We start from the raw sequence: 14,511 nt of genomic DNA, 5'->3' as shown, positions 1-14,511 counted from the left end.
ACTTATAATTAAAGATCCCCCCTGCCAACTTATCAGCTAGCTTGGGGAAGAGGGTATAAAACTTATGGGCTAGGTTCAACAAAACTGGGAGATTGAGTTCCCGTTTGTTTTTTCCTATGGTTTTGACAATCTTTCTAGCGACTGCATCTGGTTCTAAGAGAAAGCGGTCGACAGATTTGAGGTAGGTCCCATCTGGGTCTGCCTGGTTAAAAAAGGCAGTACGAATCGGTCCTGGATTGACCGTCGTTAGATAGACACCATAGGGCATGAGTTCGAGGCGCAGAGCGTTGGAAAAACCAATAGCCGCAAACTTGGTTGCTGAGTAAAGACTAGACTTGCTAGTCGCTATCAAACCGGCCATGCTGACGATATTGATGATATGGCCTTTACGACTTTCCTTCATGCGCTCCGCAAGGCGACGAGACAAGTTCATCAGAGCAAAGGTATTGACCTCGAACATCTGGTGAATGTCTTGCTCAGAAATCTTGTCAAATTCTTCAAAAATTCCATAGCCAGCATTGTTAATCAAGACATCAATCTTGCCATAACGGAGATAGAGGTCAGCTACCAGAGATTCTAGGGCTGAGTCATCAGTAATGTCGATTTCAATCAATTCCATATGGGCATGATTTCCATAGAGTTGTCCTAGTTTTTCCTTATTTCTACCTAGCAAAATGAGTTGGTCATTTGGCAAGAGTTTGACCATTTCTTGAGCTAGACCACCGCTAGCACCTGTAATGAGAATTGTTCGCATACTTATCCTTTTTCAATCTTTTAGATTTTCACTTCTTCCAAGTCTTTAACCACATGGACATTTTCAAAAATCGTTGCAGCATCTTTCTTAAGCTGACTAATATCCTTTGAGAGGAAGCGGGCACTGATATGGTTGAGCAAGAGGCGTTTGGCTCCTGCTTCTGCTGCTACTTGTGCAGCTTGCATATTAGTAGAGTGACCATGGTTACGAGCGATTTTCTCATCACCCTTGCCATAAGTCGATTCATGGACCAGGACATCGGCATTAACAGCTAGACGCACACTAGCATTGGTTTTGCGGGTGTCACCAAGTATGGTGATAATCTTACCAGGACGGGGAGCTGAGATATAGTCTGCCGCCTTGATTTTAGTCCCATCATCCAAAACAACATCCTGACCGTTTTTGATTTTTCCAAAAAGCGGGCCAAATGGAACGCCAGCTGCCTTGAGTTTTTCAGCATCCAAGGTACCTTCTAAGTCCTTTTGCATGACACGATAGCCAACACAGAAAATAGTGTGATCCAGCTCCTCTGCATACACAGTGAATTTATCGGTCTCAAGGATTTTCCCTAGAGAATCTTGATCAAACTCATGGAAATGAATGCGGTAAGGCAGACGAGAACCTGATACACGAAGACTGGTTAAGACAAATGACTTGATCCCTTGAGGTCCATAGATTTCCAAATCTGTCTGCTCTTCATTGGCCTGAAATGCACGGCTAGAGAGAAATCCTGGCAAGCCAAAGATATGGTCTCCATGCAAGTGAGTGATAAAGATTTTGCTGACCTTACGTGGTCGAATCGTGGTTTCCAGAATGCGATTTTGTGTTCCTTCGCCACAGTCAAAGAGCCAAACTTCGTTAATCTCGTCCAAGAGTTTCAGGGCGAGGCTTGAAACGTTGCGGGCTTTGGAGGGCTGACCTGCCCCCGTTCCTAAAAATTGAATATCCATTCGATGCTTTCTAATTAATCAATATATAACATAGCAGTGCGGTTTTCCGAGCGATAATAAAGCTTGCCAGAAAAAGCTCTAGCTTCTTGTAGTAAATCCTCTTGGCTGTAACCTTTGAGACGCTTACGACCATCTGCTAAGGTTTCCAGGTCTGTCAAAACTGTAAGACTTTCTACATTAACAACTTCCTCATCTCCTAAAGCCTTCATGTAAATCTTACCAGACTCCACAAAAACTAGCTGATGGGGGAAAATTTGCGCAATCTCAAAAAGTAAGTCATCCGAGATTTCCTCTTCATTTTCAGAGAAGATTCGACCCAGGCCCTCACTCTCATAGCAAAAACCAAAGGATTTACCGGACAGATTCAGACGGATAAAAGGCTTGTTTTCAAAGGTGAAACTTGGCTCAGCATTGTAGAGGTTCAGTTCATGACTGATTTCTGAAAAATAATCCGTCGCCGCTTCAGGACTCTTTTTCTGGTAGAGTTCAGCAAAGTAGGCATTGACTACACTCGGAGGAGGGGTGATAAGTGCCAACTGCTCCTGCTCTGTTTTGCCAGCTAGAAGTTGATCCAGATAGACCTTATCCAGACTTGTATACCCCCCATACTTTAGAGCCAACGTTTTAATATCAGTCATAAAATTCCTCTAACCTCCATTTATTTTTCTCAGAAATGTAGCCTGTAATCACTTCTCCATCATCTTGGTAGGCACGATCTTCCAGAATCGCTACATTTTCTAAATCATGAATCTTGTAAGACTTTGAAAAAGGCACGCGCAGGGTAAAGACTTCAAAAATATCCTTGATCTTCTCCAAAAACAATGCTTGCAAGTTCTCACGACTATCCTCAGACTTGGCAGAAATGAGGGCATAAGGCGTTTGGGTAGGCGTGAAATCCTCCACCAAATCCGCTTTATTATAAAGGGTCAGGCGGGGAATATCCTCCATGTCCAGGTCTTTCATGATGGACAGGACTGTTTTTTCATGCTCCTCGTGATAAGGATTGCTGGCATCGATGACATGAACCAGAAGGTCTACATGCTTGCTTTCTTCCAAGGTTGACTTGAAACTGGATACCAATTCAGTCGGTAAATCTTGGATAAAGCCAACCGTATCAGTTAAAGTCACCTGTAGATTGCCTCCCAGATGGATGCTTTTAGTTGTCGCATCCAGGGTCGCAAACAATTCATCAGCCTCATACTGGGTCTTGCTGGTCAAGGTGTTCATGATGGTTGACTTCCCAGCATTGGTATAGCCAATCAAACCAATCTTAAAGGTGCCTGACTCCAGACGTTTTTCTCTGACTGTTGCCCGATTTTTCTCAACCACCTTGAGCTGGCGCTCGATATCTGTGATTTGATTGCGAACACTACGACGGTTCAGTTCCAGCTGGCTTTCACCAGGTCCACGGGAACCAATTCCCCCAGCCTGACGGCTGAGCATAATTCCCTGACCAACCAAGCGAGGCAAGAGATACTTAAGCTGGGCCAAATGCACTTGGAGTTTTCCTTCATGGCTTCGAGCCCGCATAGCAAAGATATCCAAAATCAACTGCATACGGTCAATAACTTTAACACCCAGAACTTCCTCTAGATTGACATTTTGCCGTGGTGTCAGACGGTTGTTGACAACGACAGTGGTAATTTCTTCTGCATCCACCATCCGCGCAATCTCTTCCAACTTACCAGAACCGACGAAAGTCTTGGAGTCATACTTTTCCCGTTTTTGCCTGTAGCTATCTACAACGACTGCCCCAGCTGTCTTAGCCAGACTAGCCAATTCTTCCATAGAGAGGTCAAAATTGTCCATGCCCTGTAATTCCACACCAATGAGTAGGACGCGTTCCTCTTTTTTCTCCGTTTCAATCATCTAAAAACTCCTCTATCTGGCTTAAAATGCGGTCCTGCACGCCAGGCTCTCCTATCTGATAAAAGGTGACCTGCATGCGATTACGGAACCAGGTCAGCTGACGCTTGGCAAAACGACGCGTCGCCCGCTTGAGACTCTCGCTCGCTTCCTCAAGAGTTTGCTCCCCACGGAAATAAGGAAAGAGTTCCTTGTAGCCAATGCCTTTAGCTGCCTGCACATCTGGATAATGATCAAAGAGCCACTTGGCCTCATCCAAAAGACCAGCCTCAAACATCAGATCCACTCGGTGGTTGATACGCTCATAAAGCTGACTGCGTTCATCATCCAAGCAGATAATCAATGGTTCATAAGGACTTTCCTGATTTTCCAAATCCTGATTAAAATGGGCGATTTCTAAGGCACGCATGGCACGACGACGGTTAAACTGGGGAATTTCAAGTCCTGCTTGCTCCACAAGATGGGCTAATTCATCATTTGTAAAGGCATCCAAACTAGCTCGATAGGCTAAAATCTCCTCATGAGGTGTTTCTCCACCTAGATGGTATCCTTCCAACAAACTCTGGATATAAAGCCCTGTACCACCCGCGATAATCGCTAGCTTACCACGGTTATGAATATCCTCAATAGCCTTCCTAGCTTCCGAAACAAAATCAAAAGCCGAGTAAGACTCGGTCACCTCTCTGACATCAATCAAATGATGAGGAACAGCAGCTTGCTCCTCTGGGCTAGCCTTGGCCGTCCCAATATCCAACCCTCTGTATACTTGCTGACTGTCACCACTGACGACCTCTCCACCAAAGCGCTTGGCCACTTCAATAGCAAGGGCTGTCTTCCCAACAGCAGTCGGTCCAACAATCACAATTATTTTTGTTTTCATCTTTTTTCCTTGAAAAATTTCCATTTTTTCGTTACTATTATTATATCACAAAAAGGTCAGTCAGAAAAATGCTACCACTTGAGGAGCCTGGCTGATCGGGAAGATAAAGGAGGAAGACTCATGGCTAAAGGATTCGCTAAAGGTCTTGTAACAGGTGTCGCAGGAACTGTCGCTGCTGTTGCAGGTGCAGTATACGCAATTAAAAAGAAAGTGATTGAGCCAGAAGAGCAAAAAGCAGCTTTCATCGAAGAAAACCGCAAGAAAGCAGCTCGCCGCCGCGTATCACATTAATCAAAAAAAGAAGTTGAGAAATCTCAACTTCTTTTTATTTTCTTAAATAGCCAAATCAAACTTCAGCTGTGGCTTAACCGGATCATAGTCAACTAACTCAAAATCTTCCGCTTTGATATCAAAGAAATTAGTCTTGTCTGGTACATTCAAGACCAAACGTGGTTGGCAATTTGACGGATCACGACGGAGTAATTCCTGAGCTTGTTCAAACTGATTATCATAGATATGAAGGTTGTTGATAAAATAGAAAAACTTCCCAACCTTCCAGCCGAAATGCTTGGCAATCATCATCTGCAAGGCTACGTACTGCATAGCGTTAATGTGGTGGGCCACCAGCATATCGTTAGAACGCTGAGTCAAGGTCGCATCCAGATAGATTTCTCCATCAACACGACGGACATCAAACATGGTCTGAAAGGCGCATGGAAGGAGGCCGTCTGTCTCCTCAAATGCTTGGTAATCCCAGAGTGAGATGATATTGCGACGATTCCAAGGATTGGCTTCCAACTGCTTGAGAATCTTATTAATGATATCGTGTTTCTTAACGACTGCCCCATAGCGCTCACCGATGGTTCCCGTATCTCCCACTTCCCAGTCATTCCAGTAGTGAACATTGTACTTGTCATTGAGAACATCTAAGCTATTAGACTGATCTTGGTAAATCCAGAGTACTTCCTTGATGGCGGATTTGATTGCAATGGGACGCAAGGTTGTGATGGGAAATTCCCCCTTAGACAAATCATACTCCGCAAAGGCGCCCGTTATGTACTTGGAATTAGCAACAGTCCCATCCTTGTACTTGGGACGTGCTTGTTCAGAAAAGACACCGTCTTTGAGGATTCGTTCAATATTTTCTTTAAAAATCGTATCTGCTTTTGTCATTTTCTCTCACCTCATTTATTGTCCTAACTAGTATAGCATAAAAAAAGAAAGGAGGAAAATCACTGGCTTTAAAGTAGTGTTTTTCTCCTTTTATGATCTTATTGCAATACAAGTGATGCTGCTCCGATAACTCCAGCGTCATTTCCTAGAGTTGCAAGAGCCAATTTTGTGGATGTGCGTACTTGAGGGAAGGTATTTTCGTCGTAGACTTTTTGAACACCTTGGAGAAGGAATTCTCCAGCTGCTGACACACCACCACCGATAACGATTGTTGATGGGTTTAGGATTGAACCGATATTAGCACAAGCGATTCCCAAGTAACGTGAGAAGTTTCGGTAAACGATCAAGGCAAGGTCATCCCCTTCTTTTGCAAGGTCAAAGACAGTTTTAGCAGTTACTTCTTCACCGTCATCAATCAAGCGTTTCAAGGCTGCATCGCCTTCGTATTCATCAGCATAACGACGTGTCAAGTTGACAATCCCTGTTGCAGAAGCAACTGTCTCCAAACAGCCTTTCTTACCACAAGTACAAGCGATTGGTTGGTCAAAGTCAACAGTGATATGACCAAGTTCTCCTGCCGCACCAGCGACACCGTGAAGCAATTTGCCTTCTGCCACGATACCGCCACCAACACCTGTACCAAGTGTCATAAAGACAACGTCTGGTTGGTTTTCACCAGCACCCATCCAGCGCTCACCAAGAGCAGCTACGTTGGCATCATTATCGATGAAGAATGGAATACCCAAGGCTTTTTCAATCTTTTCTTTAATTGGTTGAAGGGTTTTCCAGTTGAGGTTGTAGGCACCGATAACAGTTCCTTTTTCACGGTCAACCACACCAGGTGATCCCATTCCAATGCCTCGGAAATCCGTAGATGACAATCCAAGCAAGTCCAAACGATGCTGAATAGACTCAATCATATCATCTACAATATGACTTCCCTCATCCAAAATATTAGTCTTGATAGACCATTTTTCTTGGATTTCTCCCTCTTGAGTTAAAATTGCAAACTTGATAGATGTTCCACCAAGGTCAATCCCAATAATCTTTTGACTCATCGTCTTCTCCTTTTTAATTGAAAATGCTTACAGATATAGTATAACAAAATCGTCTGTTTTGTGCAAAGGTTTGCGTGAATTTATTCTCATTTAATCACTTTCTTTATTCCAAAGTTTGCTAACTTAAGATTCAATCCTCAACTCATACAAACCTCTCACTGCGTTACAGCCATAGACAGCTTCTGCTTGGTTCAAGTCTGCCAAAGTCAAGACTTTTTCCTCTACCTGTCCTGTTTTTAGCAAATGCTGACGATAGATTCCTGGCAAAATTCCTAGACTGGTAGGCGGTGTGTAGAGTTTACCATTAATTTTTAAGATCAGATTTCCAATAGAAGTTTCCAATAGCTCTCCTGCTGCATTATGGTAAATCTTCTCTTGCTCTCCTAGGCTTAAATGTGGTCTATGAGTTGTTTTAAAGTAGGTAAATGATTGATTCAAATCTGCTTCTTGCAGACAAAGTTTGGCTTTGCAGAAACTTGGGCTGAGGGGTGTTAAGATTTGGCGACTGAGTTCCATCTCTCCAGACTTGCTGATAGTAATTCGCAAACGATAGTCTTGGTGAGAATCACAAGCTTGACACTCTTCCTCTATCTTTTGTCTCAGTTCTTCTGGGTCAAAAGGAAAGGAAAAATAACGACTCGCCTTTGTCAATCTTTTCAGATGTTGATCTTCAAATAGCAAACGTTTCTGGCTGATTTTCCCTGTAGTAATCAATTTGAAACGAGCTTGTTTACGATAGAGAACAGCCGCCTTTTGATGCACTTCACGGTATTCAGACTCCCAGGTGCTATCCCAAGTAATCCCGCCTCCAACTCCATAAATGGCTTGGCCCTTGTGAAGTTGAATGGTCCGAATGGCGACATTGAAAATTCGTCGCCCATTTGGAAGCAAGAGACCAATCGTTCCACAGTAAACTCCTCTGGGTTGTGGCTCCAAGTCCTTGATGATTTCCATGGTTGCAATTTTCGGAGCTCCCGTTATTGATCCACAAGGAAAGAGAGAGCGAAAAATGGCAACCAAGTCCACATCCTCTCGCAACTGACTCTTGATGGTCGAAGTCATCTGCCAAACAGTCGAATACTGCTCCACTTGGCACAGACGCTCCACATGCTCACTGCCCACTTCAGAAATACAGTTCATATCATTGCGCAAGAGATCCACAATCATCATATTTTCAGAGCGATTTTTAGGATCCTGTTCTAGCCAGCTAGCTTGGACAAGGTCTTCTTGGTCAGTCACTCCCCGCTGAGTCGTTCCCTTCATCGGGCGGGTCGTTAATTCTCGGTCATTTTGCTCAAAAAAGAGCTCTGGGCTCATGGAAATCACTACCATCTCGTCATGTTCCACATAGGCATTGTAGCCTGCCTCCTGCTCTACCACCATACGATTGTAGATGGCAAAAGGAGTGGCACTTAGGTCTTGCTTGAGTTGGACAGTGTAATTGACCTGATAGGTGTCTCCCTGACGCAAATGATGGTGAATCTGGGCAATAGCCTCTTCATAGTTCTCTGCAGATGTTTCTTCCTGCCACCTTGAAGGCAGATCTATTTCCTCATAAGTCAGAGGAATAGACGATGTTTCCACCTTATCATGAACTGTAAAATATAGCAGATACTCTGCCAGTAAAGGAGTTTTATGAACTGCTAATTTCTCCTCAAATGCAGGTGCAGCCTCGTAACTGACATAGCCCACTACATAATAGCCCTGCTCTTGGTAGCTTTCCACCTGTGCCAGCAGGTCCGCCACTTCTGCTAAATCTCTCGTTTTTAACTCTTTGATAGGCTGAGTGAAGGTGTATCTCTCCCCCAAAGCCCTAAAATCTATCACTGTTTTTCTATGCATACCTTAAGTATAGCACAAAAAAGCCGACCTAGAACAGCTAAATCCAGCTTTGTTTACTGATTTCTATAACGAAAAAAATTCTCTACTTTACTTTTTCTACGTTTGGCAATTTTCCTTCAGATGGCGTCCCTTCTTCTTGTAAAAACTGATCTTATTTGGAGCACTTTACACAAAAATTCAACAAAAAAATAACAGAGGAAGTCCTGGTATCTATACCATTTTTCCTCTGTCTTTTACTTTTCTTCTGTTACTACAGAATAAGTTCACGACTTTCTGATAGAATCTTGTGGATACTGCGCACGCGCACCACCAATGAGTTTTGGACGGCTAGCTAGAGCCATTACGTGGGCGTGCCCAATCTCACGCAAAACTGGTCGAATCGGAACCTGAACATGCTTGACATGCATGCCAATGGCAGTGTCTCCGATATCCAATCCAGCATGGGCCTTGATAAATTCAACCTCTACTGGATCCTGCATAAACTTGAAGGCTGCCAACTGACCTGAACCTCCTGCATGGAGAGTAGGAAGGACGCTGACCATTTCCAGACCAAACTGCTCTGCCACCTGACGTTCAACAACGAGAGCTCGATTGACATGTTCACAACCTTGAACAGCTAGATGAATTCCTTTATCCTCTAGGATATCTAGGATGGTTTTCACAATGATTTCCCCAATTTCTTGACTGGATTCCTTGCCAATCTGACCACCTATAACCTCACTAGAAGAAAGGCCCAAAACAAAGATAGCTCCTTGCTTCAAATTAGCCTTTTCTAACACATCTTCAACAATCTGGCTTGTTGCTCTTTGAATATCTTTTTCCTTCATACTTGATACCTCTTTTGTCATTATCTATCATATCGTTTTTTCTACGTTTTAGCAAGATAGACAACCTAGAAAGCTTGCCCAATTACGCATAAAACTCCCAGAATTGACTGGGAGTTAGCTAGTTTCTATTCCATTTATGTATATTTTAACCGTCGTACCTTTTGAGGGAATAGAATCAATCTTCATTTGGTAATCTTCTCCAAAGTGAAGTTTGAGACGTTGGTCAACATTTTTGAGCCCTACTCCCCCACGTTTGAGCTGGGACTGACTACTCTTATCTGCAACTTGGAAACCCACACCATCATCCTCTATGATAATGATTAGACCTGATTCCTCTTTCTCCACTGAAAGCCTAATATGCCCCTTGCCTTCCTTTTCCTTGATGCCGTGATAAAGGGCATTTTCTACAAGGGGTTGTAGCACCAGTTTAGGCAATACTAAATTATCAAAGACAGAATTTTCATCAATTTCATATTCCAGCTTATCCCCATAACGTTGTTTCTGGATAAAGAGGTACTGGCGGACATGATTGATTTCATCAGACAGGAAAATCAAGTCCTTTCCTTGATTGAGCGCCAAGCGGAAATAGGTTGCCAAGGACTTGGTCACCTGAACCACTCGCTGACTATCCTGAAATTCAGCCATCCAGATGATAGTGTCCAAAGTATTATAGAGAAAATGCGGATTGATCTGACTTGACAAGGCTTGAAGTTCATACTGACGGGTCGTTTCTTCCTGCCTGCGAACATCTGCCATCAACTGATCAATCTGATCCAACATAGCATTGAACTGGCGAGTCACTTCTCTCAGTTCATGGGCACCAGTTTCCTTGGCACGCAGATTCTGACCACCAGAAGCAATTTCCAGCATGGTTTCTCTCAGGTTCTTCAAAGGCGCAATCCAGCGTTTGAGACTGAACCACACCAAGCAGAGACAGGCAAGAAGAGATAAGGCACTAGCAGCAAGCAAGGTCCACATGAGTTGACTCCGAACCTGGTCTAACTTCTCCAACGAAGACACGCCTATAACCGTCCAATCAGTTCCTGCAATCTTTTCCTGACTCACATAGGATTGGTGGTCTGGAGTATAACCCTGCCCTGTCTCAATATAGGGTTTCATGGCCTCCATTTCACTCGCTGAGCTATAGACAGTACGTTTAGGATGGTAGACAAATTCATGATTTTCATTGATGATAAAGGCAAAACCCTGCTGGCCTAACTGGAGTTGGTTGAGATAGGCTTCCAAGGTTTCGTAAGAAATGTCTAATCGAAGCACTCCAAGATTGGCCCCCTCTGCATCAACCAGTTCCTGAGTGACAGAAATGACCCACTGGCTGTCTGATTTACGAGCTGGGGTTAAAACTGGCTTAGCCCCCTGATGAATGGCCTTTTGGTACCAATCCTCAGCCATCATATCTGAGGAAGTTTTCATCTGTACACTGTCATCAGTGGAAATGACCTGACCAGACTTGGTTACCAAAACCACCGTTTTCAAGTCCTGGTCTGCCTTTAAGATGGTCAAAAATAGATCTCGGATTTCCTCGACCTTGTCTTGACTGGGATTCTCAGTATAGGCTAGGACATCCTTCTGCTGGGTCAAACTAGTAGAGGTGTTTTCTAATTTTTTAATATAAGACTGGATAAAGTGGCTAGTTTGACTGATGGTCGTTTGGCTATTGCCCTCTATAGTGGCCTCAATGGCTGATGAACTCGATTGATAGTAGAAAGTCCCAACCATAGCTAGTAGAATGAGAAAGACCAGAAAGATGGAAATAACCATTCTTACTAGGAGTGAAGAACGCTTCATCGACCTTCTCCCTTCTTAAACTGACGAGGTGTCACACCTGCAATCTGTTTAAAACGTTGTGTAAAGTAGTTCATATCTTCAAAACCAACCTTTTCTGCAATCTCATAAATCTTTAAATCTGTGGTCAGAAGCAAGAGCTTGGCTTGTTTGACACGTTCTCTCACCAAATAATCCTGAAAAGGTAGGCCCAACTCTTTCTTAATCAAGGAACTCAGATAAGTCGAACTAAAGCCCAAGTCACTGGCCAAGCTCTTTAAACTGAATTGACTATCAGCTAGATGGGACTGGATCTTCTGGGCTATGTTTCCTTCAAACTTATCGGTCAGTAAATCTTGTAACTGTTCTTCCTTTTCTTCCTTGTCTAGTTTTTGCTTGATTTTCCCTAACATTTCCTCAATATCCTGACGAGAAAAGGGTTTGAGCAGGTAATCATCTACACCGAGTTTGACAGCAGACAAGGCATAATCAAAATCATCATAACCCGTCAAAAATACCAGATGCACCTGAGGATAGGTTTCTCGTACCAGACTGGCCAACTGGATGCCATTTAGCTGAGGCATATTGATATCAGTTAAAATGATATCTGGCACCTGCCTTTGAATCAAGTCCCAAGCCTGTCTTCCATTTTCAGCCTGACCGATGATTTCCATATCGTAGGCTGCTACATTGACCAGCTTGCTCAAGCCTTGTCTTACCAGATATTCATCTTCTACGATTAAGATTGTGTAGGTCATGCTCTGCTCCTTTGTCACTTACTAGTATCAGTATAGCAAAATTCTCCTCTAACTGCTTAGGAAAGACTTCTTAATCAACATAATCTAGTAAATAGGCATAGCCTTTTTCTTCCATTTGGTCTTTGGGAATAAAGCGGATAGAGAGACTATTGATACAGTAGCGTAAGCCACCCTTGTCCTGAGGCCCATCTGTAAAGACATGGCCAAGGTGAGAATCTCCAACTCGGCTTCTCACTTCCATGCGCGTCATATTGTAGGACTTATCTTCCTTGTAAGTGGCAACATCTGGACTAATTGGTTGGGTGAAACTAGGCCATCCGCAACCAGACTCAAACTTATCCTTTGATGAAAAGAGGGGTTCGCCAGTTGCCACATCCACATAGATACCAGATTCAAATTTATCCCAATAGCGGTTTGAAAAAGCTCGTTCTGTTTGATTTTTCTGGGTAACGGCATACTCCTCAGGTGACAAGGTCTTTTTCAACTCTTCATCGCTTGGTTTAGGATATTTGCTGGAATCGATGACGGGGTAGGCAGCCTGATTAACATTGATATGACAGTAGCCATTTGGATTTTTCTTGAGGTAGTCTTGGTGATAGTCCTCAGCCACCACAAAATTCTTCAAGGCCTCCTTTTCAACTGCCAAAGGCTGGTCGTATTTCTTAGCCACCTCATCAAAGACTTGGTTGATTACTTCCAAATCCTTGTCATCTGCGTAATAAACACCAGTACGGTACTGGGTCCCCACATCATTTCCTTGTTTATTTTTGCTGGTTGGATTGATAATGCGGAAGTAATGAAGAAGAATTTCTTTGAGGGAAATTTGATTAGCATCATAAGTGACATGGACGGTTTCCGCATGACCTGTTTGGTTGATCAATTCGTACTTGGTTGTTTCCCCTCTACCATTTGCATAGCCTGAAACGGCATCTGTCACTCCAGGCACGCGTGAGAAGTATTCCTCCACTCCCCAGAAACATCCCCCTGCTAGATAAATTTCGTGCAAGTCTGCGTCTGTACTATTTTCTGTTTTTTTCACTGTTTTTCCTCCTTGACTAACTGACGCTTTCTCAATTTGCGACGTATCTGTCTGCCCTGCATTTCGCATCAATAGAAAATAGAAACCGATTAGGGCTAGGAGAATGACCCCTGCCAAGACAAACAATTTTACTTTATCATTCATAGCCTTTCTCTACCCCATTTCCTTTAATGTTTTTAAAATCATATCCTTATCCATAAAACCTGGTTGCGTTTTGACCAGCTTGCCTTCCTTGTCTATAAAGGCTTGAGTGGGGTAAGAACGAACACCATAACTTTCCAAAAGTTTGCCCGACGGATCAATTAAAACCGGTAAATTTTTATAATCCAATCCCTTGTACCAGTTCTTAAAGTCTGCTTCCGCTTGTTCTCCCTTGTGTCCAGGTGACACTACCGTCAAGACCACATAATCATCACCAGCTTCTTTAGCGATTTCGTCCGTATCTGGAAGGCTAGCCAGACAGATGGAACACCAAGAAGCCCAGAATTTAAGATAGACTTTCTTGCCTTTGTAGTCAGATAAACGATAAGTCTTACCATCTACTCCTGTTAGTTCAAAATCAGCAACCGCCTGACCCTTGGTGGCAGTTTGCGAGCTGACTTGTTCTGTTTTGGATTGCTCCTTCATAGTAGCTTCATCTGACATGTTTTTAGCCGAACAGGCTGCCAAGCAACAGATTGAACCTACTCCAAGGAGACATGTTTGCCATTTTTTCATTTCTTTTTCCTCTCTATTCAAATAATGTAGTCAAAATGGAAGCATTTCCCAAAAGCACCAAGATTCCCATTACGATAATGAGGAAACCACCCACTTTTTTGAGGGTTCCGAGGTAGGGATGGAGTTTTCGGAAATGTTTCAAAACATAGCTGGAGGCGAGAGCTAGAACCAAAAATGGTAGCGCCAAACCTAGCGTATAAACCAACATGAGACCAGCTCCCTGCCAAGCACCTGAGCCACCTGAAGCCGCTAAGGCCAAAACAGACCCCAGAACCGGACCTACACATGGCGTCCAAGCAAAACTAAAGGTTAACCCCAGTAAAAATGCCTGACTATAGCCGTTACCCTTTTGCCCCTGTCTCTTTAATTGTAGCCTTCTTTCCTTGTAGAGCCCCTGCAAATGTAAAACTTCCATCTGGTGCAAGCCCAAGAGAATGATAACCGCACCCGTCACATACTGAAACCAAGAAGCATACAGCAAATTGCCTAAAAAACCAGCTCCATAGCCTAGTAAGATAAAGATAAAAGAAATCCCCGCTATAAAGGCCAGAGTTCGCAATAAACTAACAAGTGAGATTGAAATTTTTCCGCTAGAAGCCTGAGCACCATCTTTGTCATCCAACAAGACCCCTGCATAGACCGGTAACAAGGGTAAAATACAAGGAGAAAAGAAGGAAAGAATTCCAGCAAGAAAAACACTGATAAAAAAGATAATCGTATCCATTACCTTCCTCCATTCTTTGATTTGATAGGACTATTATAGCTCCAAAACTCCAGAAAAAACAGGGATAATGATAGGAAAAAATAGGAATTTAATCAGTTTATTCAGAAATATGGTACAAAAAAAGCCAGACAAGGTCTGACT

Annotated in this window: 15 protein-coding genes; 1 reads left to right on the top strand and 14 read right to left on the bottom strand. The window is 43.2% G+C overall.

Annotation, left to right across the window (positions count from 1 at the left end):
- The 5 genes from SORDD24_RS01230 to miaA all read right to left on the bottom strand — a co-directional run.
- Positions 1-754 (bottom strand): SDR family NAD(P)-dependent oxidoreductase (locus SORDD24_RS01230; RefSeq protein ID WP_061406787.1); only part of this gene is annotated, 754 nt, incomplete at its 3' end.
- A gap of 20 nt (positions 755-774) precedes the next feature.
- The gene (rnz, locus tag SORDD24_RS01225; protein WP_061406785.1) at positions 775-1,704 is read right to left on the bottom strand and encodes a ribonuclease Z; all 930 of its coding nucleotides are present in this window, start codon (positions 1,702-1,704) and stop codon (positions 775-777) included.
- Positions 1,705-1,718: 14 nt separating this feature from the next.
- Positions 1,719-2,342, bottom strand: a complete 624-nt coding sequence (locus SORDD24_RS01220) for a hypothetical protein (RefSeq protein WP_061406783.1) — start codon at positions 2,340-2,342, stop codon at positions 1,719-1,721.
- Positions 2,335-3,573, bottom strand: a complete 1,239-nt coding sequence (hflX, locus tag SORDD24_RS01215) for a GTPase HflX (RefSeq protein WP_061406781.1) — start codon at positions 3,571-3,573, stop codon at positions 2,335-2,337. Before hflX ends, SORDD24_RS01220 begins: the two co-directional genes overlap by 8 nt.
- A complete protein-coding gene (miaA, locus tag SORDD24_RS01210) occupies positions 3,566-4,450 on the bottom strand; it encodes a tRNA (adenosine(37)-N6)-dimethylallyltransferase MiaA (RefSeq protein ID WP_061406779.1) in 885 nt (294 codons plus the stop codon). Before miaA ends, hflX begins: the two co-directional genes overlap by 8 nt.
- A 120-nt stretch (positions 4,451-4,570) precedes the next feature.
- On the opposite strand from miaA, the gene SORDD24_RS01205 reads away from it, so the two are divergent.
- Positions 4,571-4,741 (top strand): DUF3042 family protein, encoded by a 171-nt coding sequence (locus tag SORDD24_RS01205; protein WP_001051782.1) that lies wholly within the window; start codon positions 4,571-4,573, stop codon positions 4,739-4,741.
- 42 nt (positions 4,742-4,783) lie between these two features.
- On the opposite strand, the gene SORDD24_RS01200 is transcribed toward SORDD24_RS01205, so the two are convergent.
- From SORDD24_RS01200 to ccdA2, 9 genes are all read right to left on the bottom strand, one after another.
- Positions 4,784-5,623 carry a thymidylate synthase gene (locus SORDD24_RS01200; protein ID WP_061406777.1) on the bottom strand — a complete coding sequence of 280 codons (840 nt, stop codon included), beginning with the start codon at positions 5,621-5,623 and terminating at the stop codon, positions 4,784-4,786.
- Positions 5,624-5,721: 98 nt separating this feature from the next.
- A complete protein-coding gene (locus tag SORDD24_RS01195) occupies positions 5,722-6,681 on the bottom strand; it encodes an ROK family glucokinase (RefSeq protein ID WP_061406775.1) in 960 nt (319 codons plus the stop codon).
- 123 nt (positions 6,682-6,804) lie between these two features.
- Positions 6,805-8,523: an aminodeoxychorismate synthase component I gene (pabB, locus tag SORDD24_RS01190; protein ID WP_061406773.1), complete on the bottom strand. Its 1,719-nt coding sequence runs from the start codon at positions 8,521-8,523 to the stop codon at positions 6,805-6,807.
- A 263-nt stretch (positions 8,524-8,786) separates the two neighbouring features.
- The gene (locus SORDD24_RS01185; RefSeq protein WP_061406771.1) at positions 8,787-9,350 is read right to left on the bottom strand and encodes a TIGR01440 family protein; all 564 of its coding nucleotides are present in this window, start codon (positions 9,348-9,350) and stop codon (positions 8,787-8,789) included.
- 114 nt (positions 9,351-9,464) lie between these two features.
- The gene (locus SORDD24_RS01180; RefSeq protein WP_061406769.1) at positions 9,465-11,156 is read right to left on the bottom strand and encodes a cache domain-containing sensor histidine kinase; all 1,692 of its coding nucleotides are present in this window, start codon (positions 11,154-11,156) and stop codon (positions 9,465-9,467) included.
- Positions 11,153-11,890 (bottom strand): response regulator transcription factor, encoded by a 738-nt coding sequence (locus tag SORDD24_RS01175; RefSeq protein ID WP_061406766.1) that lies wholly within the window; start codon positions 11,888-11,890, stop codon positions 11,153-11,155. Before SORDD24_RS01175 ends, SORDD24_RS01180 begins: the two co-directional genes overlap by 4 nt.
- A gap of 70 nt (positions 11,891-11,960) precedes the next feature.
- Positions 11,961-13,073, bottom strand: a complete 1,113-nt coding sequence (gene msrB / locus SORDD24_RS01170) for a peptide-methionine (R)-S-oxide reductase MsrB (protein ID WP_061406764.1) — start codon at positions 13,071-13,073, stop codon at positions 11,961-11,963.
- 9 nt (positions 13,074-13,082) lie between these two features.
- The gene (locus SORDD24_RS01165; RefSeq protein WP_061406763.1) at positions 13,083-13,646 is read right to left on the bottom strand and encodes a redoxin family protein; all 564 of its coding nucleotides are present in this window, start codon (positions 13,644-13,646) and stop codon (positions 13,083-13,085) included.
- 13 nt (positions 13,647-13,659) lie between these two features.
- Positions 13,660-14,370, bottom strand: coding sequence for a thiol-disulfide oxidoreductase-associated membrane protein CcdA2 (ccdA2, locus tag SORDD24_RS01160; RefSeq protein WP_061406761.1), 711 nt, complete (start codon positions 14,368-14,370; stop codon positions 13,660-13,662).
- Positions 14,371-14,511: the final 141 nt, after the last annotated feature.

This window comes from Streptococcus oralis, assembly GCF_001579175.1.
Lineage (GTDB): Bacteria > Bacillota > Bacilli > Lactobacillales > Streptococcaceae > Streptococcus > Streptococcus oralis_O.
The sequence above is the reverse complement of the archived record's forward strand: the minus strand, read 5'-3'. Positions and strand labels throughout refer to the sequence as shown.